We start from the raw sequence: 13,602 nt of genomic DNA on the forward strand, positions 1-13,602 counted from the left end.
TCGCTCAGCTTAGTTACCGTCGCGATCGACGACACTTTATGTCGCGCTGGGGGCCGGGCAAGTCATCGTCACAGACCCTTCATACGTTTGTCATACCGCTGTTGCTGCGCCGCCACATGATGAATGTCGGCGTGCCCCGCTTCAAAGGTTGACAGAAGCCTGCACATTCCTTAGCTGCCGCCGCTCATCCCGCCGGGTCTCCCTGTGCGGGCACATGTTTTTTGGGAAGTGACTAGAGCCATGTTCGCAGTCGTGCGCACGGGCGGCAAGCAGTATCGCGTCGCCGCCGGAGACAAGATCGTCGTCGAGAAGCTGGACGGCGAAGCCGGCGCATCGATCACGCTGGGTGATGTCCTGCTCGCGGGCGAAGGCTCGGAGCTGAAGAGCGTCGAGGGTCTGACCGTCGCCGCCGAGATCGTCGCACAGGCGAAGGGCGAGAAGGTCATCGTCTTCAAGAAGCGCCGCCGTCACAATTATCGCCGCAAGAACGGCCATCGCCAGAACCACACGATCCTCAAGATCGTTTCGGTCGGCTGAGCCCAGCGCGAACAGGAGTAGAGCAGCATGGCACATAAGAAAGCAGGCGGTTCGTCGCGCAACGGTCGTGATTCGGCCGGCCGTCGTCTTGGCGTGAAGAAGTTCGGCGGTCAGGAAGCGATCGCGGGCAACATCCTCGTGCGTCAGCGCGGCACCAAGTTCTATCCGGGCGCCAACGTGGGCATGGGCAAGGATCACACCCTGTTCGCGCTCGTCGACGGCCGCGTGGCGTTCCACGAAGGCAAGCTCGGCCGTAAATTCTGCTCGGTGCAGATTATGGCGGAAGCCGCCGAATAACGGGCAACCAGCCGGGTTGCCCACCAGGGTGACCCGGTCGCATCTTTCACAAGATGCCAACCAAACAAGGGAGACGGGTCACCCCGGCTCCCTTTTTTCTTGCTCCCCGACCCCGACTGTCCCTGCCGCGTCACAGGCGCGTGGCAGCGGCGTGGCCAAGGAGAGAGCAGGAATGTTCGCGAGAACCAACAGATTGACGCTCCGGCCGGCGTGGCCGGAGGATGCGGCCGAGCTGGCCGCGGCGATCGATCACGAAGCGGTCACCCGGATGCTGAGCGGGGTTCCCTATCCCTATACCCTGTCCGACGCAGAGGCCTTTTGCGCCCGTCCGCATGCGCCAGACGATGCGCGGATGCTGATCGTCAGCCATGATCTTGCGTGGCCCGATGGCGCCCCGGCGATCGTCGGCGGCATTGGCATTTCGGAAATGGATGGCCAGCCCAATCTTGGCTACTGGCTCACCCCCGCCGCCTGGGGCCGCGGCTATGCGACCGAGGCGGGCCATGCCGTCATCGCGATGGCGCGTCACGCGCTGGGGCTGCGGCGCATCGCAGGCTGGCACTTCGCCGACAATCCGGCGTCGGGCGCCGTCCTGCGCAAGCTGGGCTTCCGGCCGACCGGGCAGACCTTCGTCAAGCCGTCGCTTGGCCGGACCGAACCGGCGCCGTCAATCGGCTATACGCTCGATCTGGACGCCGCAGAGGAGGATCACCCTGCCCTGCGTATCGCGGCGTGAGGGGGCGTGACTTGGCGGTCCGTCACGCCGTTCAGCTGCTGTAGGCCGCTGCCGGTTCAGCCCGCCCCTACCGTCACCCCGGACTTGATCCGGGGTCCCGCTAAATGCGGACAGCCCTGCAGAAGCGGGACCCCGGATCAAGTCCGGGGTGACGGCATGTGTGGTGCGATCGCAGGCCGACGATCGACTATGTGCGCGATCGGAATGCGGTGGACGGGGATCAGCCATCGCCGCGTGGATGAGGCCTGCCGGTCATTCCCGCGCAGGCGGGAATCCACACTGGCTGACGGTGGTGAGGCCCAGAAGCGTTAGCGGCTATAGATTCCCGCCTGCGCGGGAATGACGGAAGAGAGAAAGCCTCCCCGCCCTCCGCTCAATGCTTCTCCGCGACCCGCGTCAGCTTGCGGATGAAGCCGATCAACCCCGTCTGGCGCGAGCGCTTCAGCCTTTCGGCCGCCAGGATCGTCTTCACGCCGCGGAAACATTCCTCGACGTCGTCGTTGACCAGGACATAGTCATAGCCATCCCAGTGGCTCACCTCGTTGGCGGCGCGCGCCATGCGGGCGTCGATCACCTCGGCCGAATCGGTGTTCCGATTCGTCAGCCGCGCACGCAATTCCTCCATCGAGGGCGGGAAGATGAACACGCGCACCACGTCGCCGCCGGCGATCTGGAACAGCTGTTGCGCACCCTGCCAATCGATGTCGAAGAGCACATCCTTGCCCGCCGCCAGCATCGCCTCGACCTGCGCGCGCGGCGTGCCGTAGCGGTGACCGAAGACGTGGGCCCATTCCAGGAACTCGTCGTCCGCCACCATGCGGCGAAATTCCTCAAGCCCGACAAAGTGATAGTCCTTGCCGTCGGTCTCGCCCGGGCGAATGCTGCGCGTCGTCGCCGACACCGACATTTCGAGGCCGGGCTCGTCCGCGAGCAATTTGCGCGCGATGGTGGACTTGCCGGCGCCCGAAGGCGAGGACAGAACGAACAACATACCGCGGCGGCGGAAGTTGTGCGGATCATTGGGGGAGGAAGACGGCATGCGCGCTACTGGCGTAGCCGCGGGCCGGGCGTCAAGCGCAGGCGCGTGGTTGGCGGCGAAAAGTGGCTGGCTGATCGCAGCCCTGCTGGTGCTGGCTGCGGCGACATTGTTCGTCATGGGCCGCTCGCCGATCTGCCCCTGCGGCCGAATCGCGCTGTGGCATGGGGCGGTGCAATCCGACCAGAACAGCCAGCAGATCGCCGATTGGTACAGCCTCAGCCATATCGTCCACGGCCTGCTCTTCTACGCCGCGGGCCGGCTGGCGCTGCGCCGTTGGCCATGGACCGCCCGGCTCGTTCTGGCCGTGGCGATCGAGTCGGGTTGGGAGATCCTCGAAAACTCGCCGCTCATCATCGATCGCTATCGCAGCGTGACGATGGCCTGGGGCTATAGTGGCGACAGCATCCTCAATTCGCTCAGTGACATCGGCTGCATGATGCTGGGGTTCGCTATTGCGCGGCGTCTGCCCTGGTGGGCGTGCGCAGCGCTGGTCGTGCTGCTGGAAATGGTGGCGCTGGTCGCGATCCGCGACAATCTGACGCTCAATCTCATCATGCTGATCGCGCCGGTCGAGGCGATACGACATTGGCAGATGGGTTAGGGGAAAATGGCTCAGGGCCAGACCGAATGAAGCGCGACCCCGGCCAAAACGCCGGGGCCACGCCCCTCATCGATCAGATCTGGCCGCGCGCCGCCTTGCGACGATCATAGGCCTTCTTGGCGACATAGCCGCCGCCCAGGATCATGCCGAGCGGCCCCATGCGCCGCATCGCGCCCATGGTCAGCGCGCCGATCGCCGCGCCCTTCAGGCCACTGTCGCCGTTGCGGCGCTCGACTTCGCGACCAACCAACGCACCAATAATCTTGCCGATCATGCTTCCACCTTTCCGAAAATCTGGTCCTTCAGCTGCTCGGCGCCACGCAGCACCGCCCAGCCCACCGCGTAGGTCACCGCCAGCGGGAGCACGACCTTCAGCACGTTCGCGGTGACGGCGCCGATGATCGCGCCGTCCGCGACGCTGTCGTCGTCGCCCGAGATCGAGTCGATTGCCGCGCCGATCAGCGCGCCCGTGGTCGTCGTACTCACGCCATGCCCTTCGTGGTTGTTATGCCCCCAGCAAGCGCGCGAACCACGGGGAAGTTCCGCGACGGACCCGTCCGGCCGCTCAGCGACCGATCATCGTGTCCGGGCGCACCAGCCGGTCGAACGTTTCGGCATCGACCAGCCCCAGTTCCAGCCCTGCCTCTTTCAGCGTCTGGCCGTGCTGGTGGGCGTGCTTGGCGATCTTGGCGGCATTGTCGTAGCCGATCTCGGGCGCCAGCGCCGTCACCAGCATCAGCGATCGGTCGAGCAGTTCGGCGATGCGCGCGCGATTGGCGGTCATCCCCTCAACCGTCCGCTCGGCAAAGCTGTTCATGCCGACGCTCAGCAACGCGATCGAGCGCAGCACATTGGCACCGATCAGCGGTTTGAAGACGTTCAGCTCCATATGGCCCTGCAGTCCCCCGACGGTGACGGCGACGTTATTGCCCATCACCTGCCCCGCGACCATGGTCAGCATCTCCGCCTGGGTCGGATTGACCTTACCCGGCATGATCGAGCTGCCCGGTTCATTGGCGGGCAATTCCAGCTCGCCCAGGCCCGACCGCGGGCCGGAGCCGAGCAGCCGGATATCGTTGGCGATCTTGGTCAGCGCCACGGCGAGCACGTTCAATGCGCCATGCAGATCGACGAGGCCGTCGTTGCTGGCCAGCGCCTCGAACTTGTTGGGCGCGGTGACGAACGGCAGGCCGGTGAGGCCGGCGATCTCTTGCGCCACCTCCTCCGCAAAGCCCGCGGGTGCGTTGAGGCCGGTGCCGACCGCCGTTCCGCCCTGCGCCAGCGGCATGATGTTGCGATCGAGCGTCCCGGCGATCCGGTCGCGCGCATTGGCGATCTGCCGCGCGTAGCCCGAAAACTCCTGCCCCAGCGTCAGCGGCGTCGCGTCCTGCAAATGCGTGCGGCCGATCTTCACCAGGTCGCGCCATTCGACCGCCTTGGCGTCGAGCGCCGCATGCAGCCGGTCGAGCGCCGGGTACAGCTGCTGCGTCACCGCCAGTGCGGCGGCGACGTGGAGCGCGGTGGGGAAACTGTCGTTCGAGGATTGGCCGCGGTTGACGTCGTCATTGGGGTGAACGGGCGTCTTGCCACCGCGTGTGCCCGCCAGCGCCTCGTTGGCGTGGCCAGCAATCACCTCGTTCACGTTCATGTTCGATTGCGTGCCGCTGCCCGTCTGCCAGATGACGAGCGGGAACTGGTCGTCCAACTGCCCCGCGACGATCGCAGCCGCCGCCGCCTCGATCGCGTCGGCCTTATGCGCATCGAGCCCGTGTCGCCGGTTCACCCGCGCCGCCGCCTGCTTCACGATGGCGAGCGCATGGGCGATCTCCACCGGCATCCGCTCGCGCGGGCCGAAGGGGAAATTCTCCAGGCTGCGTTCGGTCTGGGCGCCCCAATAGGCGTCGGCGGGAACCTCGATCGGTCCGATCGAATCGGTTTCGGTGCGCGTGGTCATGCTGCTCCAATTCGTCAGACAAGCGCTTGTTGCAAGACAAGCGCTGTGCCAAATTTGCGACACGCGGATCCTTGCCCTGATCGCGCAGGCCGCCCTCGCCGCCGGCCCCTGCCATTACGACCGCGCCGCGATGCTGACGCTCGATCAGGCGGCGTTCGACCAGGACACGACCGGCGGTTGGCGCAAGCTGGAAGAGGACGGCTGCGAGGCAGAGGCCGCCGACCTGATCCGCGACTGGCGGATCGCACACAAGGCGCAGAACGATATCCTGTTCTGGCATGAGGGGCAGCTGCGCGCCGACATCGGCCAGACCGCCCAGGCGATTGCGCTCTTCCGTCAGTCGTACAAGCCGGCGGCGAAAGACCGCATCGGCTGGAACCATTATGTCGACGGCACGATCGCCTTCCTCAACCGCGACCGCGCCGCCTTCGATGCCGCCCGTGCGCGCCTCGCGGCCGTGCCGAAGCCGGCCGGGTTCACGTTCAACGGCCCGGACGGCAAGCCGCTGCCGATCCGCTGGCCGCTCAACATGAACGTCTTCGAAGGGTTCGATCGCTGCTGGGGCCAGCCCTATAAGGCGGCCTATGCCTGCGCGACTCCGATGCGGGTCGTCCACGTTCCCGACCGGAAATAGCGTTCGAGCGAGCGGCCGGAACCGCTCACACGCCGCGTCAGGCCCGCAGCGTCATATGCGGGGCAACCTCCGCCAGCAGTTGCGCGACCCTCGCAATCTCGCCGCGCGCGACGATGGCGATCGCCGATCCGTCGCTGCCGTCTTCCAGCGAGACAATGGCATAGCCGGCTTCGGCAAGGCTGGCGGGATCGACGGTGTCCGCCGATCGCACCCGTGCCGCCGCGAGCCGCTGCCGGGCGAGCTCCTGCACGAGTTCGTCGACCGTCTCTTCCTTCCAGTCGACCAGCGCGACCCATCCCTCTTCGCTGAGCAGTTCGAGGAAGGAGTCGATCCGCATCGACTCCGACGTATCCTCCTGATCGACGAAGAAGCCCTCGCGCAACCGCCGCCGCGCGCTGGCGAGCGACCGGCCGGACAGTCGATGGTACAGCTCGGCGAATTGCCGTTGCCACGTCGGGGTCCGCGGACCCGGCTCCGCCGGGGTGACATCGGGCAGGACCTGCTCGGCCCAGGTCATCAACGCGGACAGGAATTTTTCCTGCCGGACGGTCAGGTCATCGGTCTCGCGTCGCCCTTCGAGATGGTGCAGCACGACGATGGGCTCGCCGCCGGACGGGAAGCCGATCCGGAACCGGGCATGTAGCAACGCCCGACCCGTCACGTCGGATCGCAGCCCCACCTTCAGGCGCAGCTCTGCTTTGTCCCGCTTGCGCGAACAATCGGCGAAACGCCCCGTGTCCTGCGCCTTCAGCGACTTCCCCACGGGACAATGGCCGACCAAGTCGAGCACCCGACGCGCATAGCGATCGGCGAGGTCGGACGGAGCGTCGGTCATTGCGGCGGGACGATCGCGCCGACATCGTCGGCGACGGCACGGCTCGCATCCGCCGCCATGCCCGACGCCCGACGCGCGACCGCCAAAAACTCCGCTTCCGAAACCGGGGCATAATTGCAGCCGACGAACAGGCTGTCGGCGGGCGGCGGCGGCGGTGCCTTCGCCCCGAACGCCTTGGCCAGCAGCGCGGCGGTGGCATTGCCGGTCGGCGCGAACGCCCCCAGCATCGGGCCGCTCTTGGGATCGACGAAGCGATAATATTGCTCGGTGATGGCCATCGGCGCGCGCTTCAACGCATGCGCCGCGATAAAAGCCTCGGCCACCTTGCGCGGCCACAGCGTCACGATCCAGTTGTTGAGGAAGTAGACGCGATCGACGCGCTGCCCCATCAGCGACGCGGGCGTCGTCAGCGTATAACCTTCGATGCCCAGCATGCCCTCGGTCGCCTTGTCGGGGGCGCCCTCCTTCATCCAGGCGGGGATTTTCGGGTCGAGGAACAGCCCGTTGGCAAAGGCCTCCAGCGCATCGCGCGACCGGCAGGACAGCGCATCGCCGAGCAGTTCCGGCGTCAGCGCGGCCTGCGCTTCGGCAAGCGACGGCAGGGCAAGCGCCAGCACGAGCGGCAGGACGAAGGGCATGCGGCGGATCATGGCGCGTGTCTGCCAGCGCAGGGCAACCGGATCAATGGTCAGAATCGGACAGGCTTGACCCGCATCGCGCGCGCCGTCACCTGTCGGGGCATGAGAGTGATCCTGTCCCTGACGCTCGCCTTCGTCCTCGCGCTGGCGGGGACCGGCGTCGCGAGGGCGATCGACCCCGGCGTCTTCGGGTCCTGTTTCGAAGGGTCGTGCGGCTATGCCGCGATGCTCGTTGCGCTGCTCGGCACGCTGCTCCTCGCGCCGGTCCTGTGGATCGGGCTGGGCCGCGCAGGGCCGCTCAGCCGTCTGTTGCTTGGCGCGATCCTGTTCGCACTTGTCGGTCATTTCCTGCTGACGCCGCCGCTCTGGGTCGCCGGCCTTGCCGCCTTCGCTTATGCCATCGTCCGGTCGATCCGCCGCGCGCGTGCCGAAGGGCGCGCGACCGGCGACCTGTTCATCCTACCGCGAAACTAGACCCTCTACCGTTCAGATGGCGGTCGCCCGCTCCACGCGCAGCCCCATCGTGCCGGCCAGCGCCAGAAGCCGGTCCGTGTCGGATCGGCGCACGATGACGACGTGCAGATTATCGTCGAGGCCATTGTGCCATAACAGCACTTCCCACGCGGTCGGTCGCGCCAGCAATTCCGCGTCGAGCCACGCGAAATAGTCCTTCACGAGCACCTTTTCCTTATCCTCGCGATAGGGAAACGGCGGCAGCGGCTCGGCGAATTCGTCGCTGATCAGCTCGTGCAGCTCATCGATCTTGTCGCCGATCAAGAAGAACTCGCCCAGCGTCATCTCGACCACGAGCTGCCGAATTTCCTCAGGCTCGTAATCGAGCAACCACGCCTCGGGGTCGGTCACCGCCGCATCCAGCTCGGCCGCTTTCTCGCGCACGGCCTCGTCGTCGAGCGACCCGGCGCTGAGCAGCCTGACGATCTCGGTGTACATTGCGCCTGTCCCTGCCGCCGTCGAACCGTACGGGGGATTAAAAGAGTCCGTTCCGGATGGAAAGCGGCTATCGCGATCTGGGCCGTCCGCGACCGGCAGCGATGGTGACCCCGGCGCGATTCGAACGCGCGACCTACAGATTAGGAATCTGGCGCTCTATCCTGCTGAGCTACGGGGCCACTGCCTCGCCTGATACCGGTGCGCGGGCGCAGGGTCCAGCCCGTCAGTTCGCCTCTTCGGGCGGCCGCACGGGCAGTGGCAGCGGTGCGATCGGCACGCCCTCCTCCACCAGCGCCTTCGCCTCGGCAAGGCTTGCCTGGCCATGGATCGCGCTTACCGTCTCTTCGCCGTCGTGCATCGCCCGAGCCCGCGTCGCAAAGTCGCGCCCGACCCATTGCGACCCCTCCAGCGCCTTGGCCTGCAGGCCCGCCAGCTCGCGCAGCGCCGCCTTGACCACGTCGGGCGACGGCGCCGCCTCGCGCGTGTTGCCCTTGGCCGGAATGCCGGGCGCCATCACCGCCTTGCCCACCCCGGTCGTCCCGCACATCGGGCAGACGACGTGGCCCGCCGATCGCTGCGCTTCATAGGCCGCGCTCGACTGGAACCACGCCTCGAACACATGACCGCCGTCGCAGCGCAGGTCGAATACGATCACGCCCGGACCACCGGCGGAATGGGCCGATGATGCTGCAGCACCGGCATGCGCACCCGCACGTCCGCCACGCGTGCCGGATCGACCTCGGCAAAGCCCAGGCCGCGCGCCTCGCCCATGTCGAGCAGCACGTCCCCCCAGGGATCGACGACCAGCGAATGGCCATAGGTCGCGCGGCCGTCCGCATGCGCCCCCGCCTGCGCCGCAGCGACGACGAAACACCCCGTCTCGATCGCGCGGGCGCGCAGCAGCGCGTGCCAATGCGCCGCGCCAGTCGGACGCGTAAAGGCCGCCGGGATCGACATGACCGTCGCACCCGCCTGCGCCAGCGTGGCATACAGGCCGGCGAACCGCAGATCGTAACAGATCGACAGCCCCATGCCGCCCAGCGGCGTATCGACCACCACCGCAGTGTCGCCCGGCGCATAGCTCGCCGATTCGCGCCAGCTCTCGCCCGTCGGCAGATCCGCGTCGAACAGGTGGAGCTTGTCGTAGCGCGCACGGATTGCGCCCGTGTCGTCGATCACGAAGCTGCGATTGGCGAGCCGCCCGTCGTCACGCCGGATCGCCAGCGACCCGAGTTGCACCCAGATCCCCGCCTTCGCCGCCGCCTCGCGCATCGTCGCCAGCACGGGGTCGTCGCCCTCGGCGTGGATCGACACCGCGGCCCGCGCGCGATCGCGATCCAGCAGGCCCGCCATTTCCGGCGCGAAGACCATGCCCGCGCCGTTCGCCTTCGCCGCGGCGATGCCGTGGCGCAGGTCCGCAGCGTTGACGGCGGGATCGATCCCGCTCGTCATTTGCAACAGCGCGATCAGCACGGGGGTGACATCAGCCGGCGAGCAGCGGATCGAGCCCGCCGCGCGCGTCGAGCGCCGCCAGATCGTCCGACCCGCCGATATGCGCGCCGTCGATGAACACCTGCGGCACGGTGGTCCGCCCGTTGGCGCGCTGGATCATCTCCTGCCGCTGCGGACCGCCCATCGTGATGTCATATTCCACTGGCTCGACGCCCTTCTCGGCCAGCAGCCGCATCGCGCGCGAGCAATAGGGACAGAATGCCTTGGTGTAGATTTCGACCTTTGCCATGCCTGTGGAGGTGTGATGCGACGGCGGTCTTGTCAATCGTCGCTCTCCGCGATCACCCGCGCCCAGCACAGGATCGTCACCGATGCCGCCCCCGCACGCAGCAGCACTGCGGTGCAGGCGTCCGTCGTCGCGCCGCTGGTATAGACGTCGTCGACCAGCCCGATATGCAGCCCGCGCAGCCGCGCCGGATCAGATACCGCAAAGGCGCCCTTCACCGCCCGCGCCCGCGCCTTGCGCCCCATGCCGCGCAACGCCGCGGTCCGCCGCCGCCGGGTCAGCGCGAAGGGATCGTGTCGCAGCCCCGCCTCGCGCGCCAGCGCCGCCGCGATCAGCCCCGCCTGGTTATACCCGCGCGACCACAGCCGCCAGCGATGCAGCGGCACCGGCACCAGCAGATCGACGTCCGCGGGCACCAGCGGTGCGATCCGCTGCGCCATCGTCGTCGCGATCCCCATCCGCCCGCCATATTTCAACCGCAGCGCCAGTTGCCGCGCGATCGGGCCATAAGCGACCGCCGCCCGCACCCCGCGGTGGCGCGGCGGATCGGCAAGGCAGGCGCCGCAGCGCGCGCCCTCCCCCATCGCATGCGTGAAGGGCAGGTTGCAGGTCGCGCACCACGGCGGCCCGATCAGGTGCAGGCTGCTCCAGCAGGCGGCGCAGAAGCGATGGTCCGCCGCCACCGGCTCGCCGCATCCCGGGCAGCGCGGCGGCAGCGCCTGCGCCACCAGCACGCCGACGCCGCCCGCCAACCCCTTCAGGGCAGACGCGGCGATGCGTGGCGCAAATCGGCTCATGCCCGCTTGTCGCCCGGCCGTCCGAAAGGCACAAGCCGGCCCGTGACCAGTCCCGCCCCCAATGCCATTTTCGACGCCGCGGCCCGCCGCCGCCGCCGCGACCGCGCCGCTGCGGGCGACTATGCCGCCCACGCCTTCCTGCGCGAAACGATGGTCGACGGGCTGCTCGAACGCCTCGCCGCGGTGAAGCGCGATTTCGCCGACGTGCTCGATATCGGCGCCAGCGACACCGCGCTCACCGTGTCCGGCGCCCGGGTGGCGCGGATGGACCCCGGCTTCGCCTTCGCGCGCGCCAGCGGCGGCGTACAGGCGGACGAAGACCGCCTGCCCTTCGCCGATGCCAGTTTCGACGCGGTGCTCAGCGCCGGCGTGCTCGACCAGGTCAACGACCTGCCCGGCGCTTTGTCGCTCATTCGCCGCACGTTGCGGCCCGATGGCGTGTTCCTGGGCGCGTTCCTCGGCGCCGGCAGCCTGCCCGCGCTCCGCGCCGCATTCCGCGCAGCGGAGGGCGACCGGCCCGCTCCCCGGCTGCACCCGCAGATCGACGTCCGCTCGGCGGGCGACCTGCTCGTCCGCGCCGGCCTGACCCTGCCGGTCGCCGACGTCGAGACGCTCGATGTGCGCTATGCGAGCTTCGGCCGGCTGCTCGACGATCTGCGCGGCAGTGCGCTGGGCAATATCCTGACCGCGCGGACCGGCATGACGCGCGGCACGCTCGCGCGCGCCGCCGCCGCCTTCGCCGAGGCGGCGGGGCCGGACGGGCGGACGACGGAGCGCTTTTCCATTGTCTTCCTCACCGGCTGGGCCCCCGACGCCTCGCAGCCCCAACCCGCCCGTCGCGGCAGCGCCACCGCCAGCCTGGCAGCGGCGCTGAAGACGCCCTGATCCCCCCATGCTCCGTCACCCCGGACTTGATCCGGGGTCCCGCTATCGACGGTCGACAAAGCGGGATCCCGGCTCAAGGCCGGGATGACGGAAGGGAATAGCTCAAGCGCACCGCCCCCGCTCGATCTCGCAGCCCACCGCTGCGTCGGGATACACATCCAGCTTCATCGAGCGCACGCGCACATGGCGGACGCGCGGATCGGCGAGGCACAGCGCCGCCACCGCATCGACCAGCGTCTCCTGCAACGCAAAGCCCGGCCCATCGGCAAGCCGCCGGATACCGTCGCGCACGAAGTCATAGTCGAGCACTTCCTCGATCCGGTCGGCACTGGGCGGCGCGGCATAATCCACCGTCATCCACACCGACAGGCGGACGCGCTGCGGCTCGGCCTCGTGCGGGTGGATGCCGAGGCGCATCGCCACCTCCAGCCCGTCGAGGATCGTGGTGTAGACGCTCATGCCTCGTCCCCGAACATCACATCGCGCGCGCTGGGCACGAACCGCTGGCCGGCGTCGACGTACAGTGTCTGCCCGGTGACGCTGCGCGCGCCGAGCAGATACACGACGGCCGCCGCGACATTGTCTGCCCCCACCGGATGGCGCAGCAGATTGTCGGAGGCGACCGCGGCGAATTCCGCCTCGCTCTGCCCGCCGCTCGGCAAGGTGATCCCCGGTGCTACCGCATTCACCCGCACGCGAGGACTCAGCGCCTGGGCCAGCATCGTCGTCGCACCGGCGAGCGCATATTTGCTCAAGCTGTAGCTGAAGAAATCGGGGTTCGGATTGGCGAGCTTCTGGTCGAGCAGATTGACCACCGCCCCGTCCGCAACGTCATCCTGCGCGGCGAGTGCGCTTGCCAGCATCGCCGGCGTCACCGCATTGGTCGCATGCAGCCGGGCCGCGAGCCCTGCATCGATCGCCTCGGGCCGATCGAACTCGAACGCCGATGCACTGTTCACCAGCGCCGCGATCGGCCCGCCCGCCGCTGCACGGGCGCGTGCGAACAGCGCCGCCGCCTGCGACGGATCGGACAGGTCGCCCTGCACCACCGCACCGCCGATCTCCTCCGCCAGCACCTGCGCGTCGTCGGCGGAACGGCCGTAATGGATCACCACGCGCCACCCGGCGGCGGCGCAGGCACGCGCGATGCACGCGCCCAGCCGCTTGGCGCCGCCCGTGACCAGCACATGCCCCAGCGCCGGGCTGGCCATCAGCTGCGCAGGCCCATCAGCGACAGCACTTCCTTGCGGCTGCGCTCGTCGTCGCGAAACACGCCCATCATTCGGCTCGTCACCATCGACACGCCGGGCGTGCGCACGCCGCGTGCGGTCATGCAGGCGTGGCTCGCCTCGATCACCACCGCGACACCCTGCGGGCGCAGATTTTCCCAGATGCAATCGGCGACCTCCGCCGTCAGCCGCTCCTGCACCTGCAACCGCCGGGCAAAGCCGTGCAGCACGCGCGCGAGCTTGCTGATGCCGACGACATGGTCCTTCGGCAGATAGGCGATATGCGCCTTGCCGATGATCGGTGCCATGTGATGCTCGCAATGCGACTGGAAAGGGATGTCCTTCAGCAGCACGATCTCGTCATAGCCGCCGACCTCTTCGAACACGCGCGACAGGTGATGCGCGGGATCGTCGCCATAGCCGGCGCAATATTCGCGCCATGCCTTGGCGACGCGGCGCGGCGTGTCGACCAGCCCCTCGCGCGTGGGATCGTCGCCCGCCCAGCGGATCAGCGTGCGGATCGCCTCCGCCACATCCTGAGGGATCGCGGCCTCGGCCGCGGAGGCAACCAGATCCCCGTCGTCCGGTGCCGCGTGATCGTGTGACATTCCATACCCTTTCAGCCAACTGGCTCATCGCTGCGGTGCAGCAAACCTTACGTTCAATTTCGCAACTTATCGTGGTGATCGCCGCGGCCTCGCATACGGCAGTTTCCCACTGTACAAAACGTT

21 protein-coding genes and 1 tRNA gene are annotated in these 13,602 nt (G+C 68.1%); 7 read left to right on the plus strand and 15 right to left on the minus strand.

Translation table 11 applies throughout. From position 1 onward, the window contains the following. Positions 1–240: 240 nt before the first annotated feature. The 3 genes from rplU (at position 241) to ACGVWT_RS14765 (ending at position 1,570) form a co-directional block, all read left to right on the plus strand. On the plus strand, positions 241–537 hold the full coding sequence (rplU, locus tag ACGVWT_RS14755; protein ID WP_017979337.1) for a 50S ribosomal protein L21: 297 nt from the start codon (positions 241–243) through the stop codon (positions 535–537). A 27-nt stretch (positions 538–564) separates the two neighbouring features. Continuing rightward, positions 565–834 carry a 50S ribosomal protein L27 gene (rpmA, locus tag ACGVWT_RS14760; protein ID WP_018250697.1) on the plus strand — a complete coding sequence of 90 codons (270 nt, stop codon included), beginning with the start codon at positions 565–567 and terminating at the stop codon, positions 832–834. A gap of 172 nt (positions 835–1,006) precedes the next feature. Next, positions 1,007–1,570 (plus strand): GNAT family N-acetyltransferase, encoded by a 564-nt coding sequence (locus ACGVWT_RS14765; protein ID WP_315462904.1) that lies wholly within the window; start codon positions 1,007–1,009, stop codon positions 1,568–1,570. Between the two features lie 373 nt (positions 1,571–1,943). Here ACGVWT_RS14765 and gmk read toward each other — a convergent pair whose 3' ends face one another. Next, positions 1,944–2,609: a guanylate kinase gene (gene gmk / locus ACGVWT_RS14770; protein WP_207771711.1), complete on the minus strand. Its 666-nt coding sequence runs from the start codon at positions 2,607–2,609 to the stop codon at positions 1,944–1,946. Between gmk and ACGVWT_RS14775 the strand changes: the two genes are divergently transcribed. Continuing rightward, positions 2,608–3,210 carry a DUF2585 domain-containing protein gene (locus ACGVWT_RS14775; RefSeq protein ID WP_315462905.1) on the plus strand — a complete coding sequence of 201 codons (603 nt, stop codon included), beginning with the start codon at positions 2,608–2,610 and terminating at the stop codon, positions 3,208–3,210. The genes gmk and ACGVWT_RS14775 overlap by 2 nt on opposite strands. Positions 3,211–3,283: 73 nt before the next feature. Here ACGVWT_RS14775 and ACGVWT_RS14780 read toward each other — a convergent pair whose 3' ends face one another. From ACGVWT_RS14780 to fumC, 3 genes are all read right to left on the minus strand, one after another. Further along, positions 3,284–3,484, minus strand: coding sequence for a hypothetical protein (locus ACGVWT_RS14780; protein WP_147034880.1), 201 nt, complete (start codon positions 3,482–3,484; stop codon positions 3,284–3,286). Continuing rightward, a complete protein-coding gene (locus tag ACGVWT_RS14785) occupies positions 3,481–3,696 on the minus strand; it encodes a hypothetical protein (RefSeq protein ID WP_017979343.1) in 216 nt (71 codons plus the stop codon). The genes ACGVWT_RS14780 and ACGVWT_RS14785 overlap by 4 nt, the downstream gene beginning before the upstream one ends. A 79-nt stretch (positions 3,697–3,775) precedes the next feature. Beyond that, the gene (fumC, locus tag ACGVWT_RS14790; RefSeq protein ID WP_315462906.1) at positions 3,776–5,164 is read right to left on the minus strand and encodes a class II fumarate hydratase; all 1,389 of its coding nucleotides are present in this window, start codon (positions 5,162–5,164) and stop codon (positions 3,776–3,778) included. On the opposite strand from fumC, the gene ACGVWT_RS14795 reads away from it, so the two are divergent. Beyond that, complete coding sequence (locus ACGVWT_RS14795) at positions 5,163–5,798, plus strand: hypothetical protein (protein ID WP_315462907.1); 636 nt, start codon at positions 5,163–5,165, stop codon at positions 5,796–5,798. The genes fumC and ACGVWT_RS14795 overlap by 2 nt on opposite strands. A gap of 37 nt (positions 5,799–5,835) precedes the next feature. Here ACGVWT_RS14795 and ACGVWT_RS14800 read toward each other — a convergent pair whose 3' ends face one another. Next, positions 5,836–6,633, minus strand: coding sequence for a hypothetical protein (locus ACGVWT_RS14800; RefSeq protein ID WP_315462908.1), 798 nt, complete (start codon positions 6,631–6,633; stop codon positions 5,836–5,838). Continuing rightward, complete coding sequence (locus ACGVWT_RS14805; RefSeq protein WP_394427024.1) at positions 6,630–7,283, minus strand: hypothetical protein; 654 nt, start codon at positions 7,281–7,283, stop codon at positions 6,630–6,632. The genes ACGVWT_RS14800 and ACGVWT_RS14805 overlap by 4 nt, the downstream gene beginning before the upstream one ends. 96 nt (positions 7,284–7,379) lie before the next feature. Here ACGVWT_RS14805 and ACGVWT_RS14810 point away from each other — a divergent pair, with 96 nt between their 5' ends. Then, on the plus strand, positions 7,380–7,745 hold the full coding sequence (locus ACGVWT_RS14810) for a hypothetical protein (RefSeq protein WP_315462910.1): 366 nt from the start codon (positions 7,380–7,382) through the stop codon (positions 7,743–7,745). Positions 7,746–7,757: 12 nt separating this feature from the next. Here the strand turns inward: ACGVWT_RS14810 and ACGVWT_RS14815 are convergent, their stop codons facing one another. The 6 genes from ACGVWT_RS14815 to ACGVWT_RS14840 form a co-directional block, all read right to left on the minus strand. Then, on the minus strand, positions 7,758–8,222 hold the full coding sequence (locus tag ACGVWT_RS14815; protein ID WP_315462911.1) for a hypothetical protein: 465 nt from the start codon (positions 8,220–8,222) through the stop codon (positions 7,758–7,760). 102 nt (positions 8,223–8,324) lie between these two features. Further along, positions 8,325–8,401: transfer RNA gene (locus ACGVWT_RS14820), tRNA-Arg, on the minus strand. A 44-nt stretch (positions 8,402–8,445) separates the two neighbouring features. Continuing rightward, a complete protein-coding gene (locus tag ACGVWT_RS14825; RefSeq protein ID WP_315462912.1) occupies positions 8,446–8,877 on the minus strand; it encodes a DUF1178 family protein in 432 nt (143 codons plus the stop codon). Next, a complete protein-coding gene (locus ACGVWT_RS14830) occupies positions 8,874–9,695 on the minus strand; it encodes a carbon-nitrogen hydrolase family protein (protein WP_315462913.1) in 822 nt (273 codons plus the stop codon). Before ACGVWT_RS14830 ends, ACGVWT_RS14825 begins: the two co-directional genes overlap by 4 nt. A 10-nt stretch (positions 9,696–9,705) precedes the next feature. After that, positions 9,706–9,963 (minus strand): glutaredoxin 3, encoded by a 258-nt coding sequence (gene grxC / locus ACGVWT_RS14835; protein WP_116462713.1) that lies wholly within the window; start codon positions 9,961–9,963, stop codon positions 9,706–9,708. Positions 9,964–9,995: 32 nt separating this feature from the next. Further along, complete coding sequence (locus ACGVWT_RS14840; RefSeq protein ID WP_315462914.1) at positions 9,996–10,757, minus strand: ComF family protein; 762 nt, start codon at positions 10,755–10,757, stop codon at positions 9,996–9,998. Positions 10,758–10,799: 42 nt separating this feature from the next. Here ACGVWT_RS14840 and ACGVWT_RS14845 point away from each other — a divergent pair, with 42 nt between their 5' ends. Next, entirely contained in the window at positions 10,800–11,642 is an 843-nt protein-coding gene (locus tag ACGVWT_RS14845; RefSeq protein ID WP_315462915.1) for a class I SAM-dependent methyltransferase, read from the plus strand. 102 nt (positions 11,643–11,744) lie between these two features. Here ACGVWT_RS14845 and ACGVWT_RS14850 read toward each other — a convergent pair whose 3' ends face one another. The 3 genes from ACGVWT_RS14850 to folE are packed head-to-tail and all read right to left on the minus strand — an operon-like array spanning position 11,745 to position 13,479. After that, positions 11,745–12,101 carry a dihydroneopterin aldolase gene (locus tag ACGVWT_RS14850; RefSeq protein WP_315462916.1) on the minus strand — a complete coding sequence of 119 codons (357 nt, stop codon included), beginning with the start codon at positions 12,099–12,101 and terminating at the stop codon, positions 11,745–11,747. Next, positions 12,098–12,853: an SDR family oxidoreductase gene (locus tag ACGVWT_RS14855; protein WP_315462917.1), complete on the minus strand. Its 756-nt coding sequence runs from the start codon at positions 12,851–12,853 to the stop codon at positions 12,098–12,100. Before ACGVWT_RS14855 ends, ACGVWT_RS14850 begins: the two co-directional genes overlap by 4 nt. Beyond that, positions 12,853–13,479: a GTP cyclohydrolase I FolE gene (folE, locus tag ACGVWT_RS14860; RefSeq protein WP_116462708.1), complete on the minus strand. Its 627-nt coding sequence runs from the start codon at positions 13,477–13,479 to the stop codon at positions 12,853–12,855. Before folE ends, ACGVWT_RS14855 begins: the two co-directional genes overlap by 1 nt. Positions 13,480–13,602: the final 123 nt, after the last annotated feature.

Origin of the sequence: Sphingomonas sp. S6 (genome assembly GCF_043498045.1) — a bacterium.
Lineage (GTDB): Bacteria > Pseudomonadota > Alphaproteobacteria > Sphingomonadales > Sphingomonadaceae > Sphingomonas.

Excerpts from the sequence above, each read along its gene's own strand:
- ACGVWT_RS14775 (WP_315462905.1), top strand. The coding sequence starts at position 2,608 with ATGCGCGCTACTGGCGTAGCCGCGGGCCGGGCGTCAAGCGCAGGCGCG.
- rpmA (WP_018250697.1), top strand. The coding sequence starts at position 565 with ATGGCACATAAGAAAGCAGGCGGTTCGTCGCGCAACGGTCGTGATTCG.
- ACGVWT_RS14780 (WP_147034880.1), bottom strand. The coding sequence starts at position 3,484 with ATGATCGGCAAGATTATTGGTGCGTTGGTTGGTCGCGAAGTCGAGCGC.
- fumC (WP_315462906.1), bottom strand. The coding sequence starts at position 5,164 with ATGACCACGCGCACCGAAACCGATTCGATCGGACCGATCGAGGTTCCC.
- ACGVWT_RS14805 (WP_394427024.1), bottom strand. The coding sequence starts at position 7,283 with ATGATCCGCCGCATGCCCTTCGTCCTGCCGCTCGTGCTGGCGCTTGCC.
- ACGVWT_RS14850 (WP_315462916.1), bottom strand. The coding sequence starts at position 12,101 with ATGAGCGTCTACACCACGATCCTCGACGGGCTGGAGGTGGCGATGCGC.
- folE (WP_116462708.1), bottom strand. The coding sequence starts at position 13,479 with ATGTCACACGATCACGCGGCACCGGACGACGGGGATCTGGTTGCCTCC.
- gmk (WP_207771711.1), bottom strand. The coding sequence starts at position 2,609 with ATGCCGTCTTCCTCCCCCAATGATCCGCACAACTTCCGCCGCCGCGGT.
- rplU (WP_017979337.1), top strand. The coding sequence starts at position 241 with ATGTTCGCAGTCGTGCGCACGGGCGGCAAGCAGTATCGCGTCGCCGCC.
- grxC (WP_116462713.1), bottom strand. The coding sequence starts at position 9,963 with ATGGCAAAGGTCGAAATCTACACCAAGGCATTCTGTCCCTATTGCTCG.
- ACGVWT_RS14765 (WP_315462904.1), top strand. The coding sequence starts at position 1,007 with ATGTTCGCGAGAACCAACAGATTGACGCTCCGGCCGGCGTGGCCGGAG.
- ACGVWT_RS14855 (WP_315462917.1), bottom strand. The coding sequence starts at position 12,853 with ATGGCCAGCCCGGCGCTGGGGCATGTGCTGGTCACGGGCGGCGCCAAG.
- ACGVWT_RS14840 (WP_315462914.1), bottom strand. The coding sequence starts at position 10,757 with ATGAGCCGATTTGCGCCACGCATCGCCGCGTCTGCCCTGAAGGGGTTG.
- ACGVWT_RS14800 (WP_315462908.1), bottom strand. The coding sequence starts at position 6,633 with ATGACCGACGCTCCGTCCGACCTCGCCGATCGCTATGCGCGTCGGGTG.
- ACGVWT_RS14815 (WP_315462911.1), bottom strand. The coding sequence starts at position 8,222 with ATGTACACCGAGATCGTCAGGCTGCTCAGCGCCGGGTCGCTCGACGAC.
- ACGVWT_RS14795 (WP_315462907.1), top strand. The coding sequence starts at position 5,163 with ATGCTGCTCCAATTCGTCAGACAAGCGCTTGTTGCAAGACAAGCGCTG.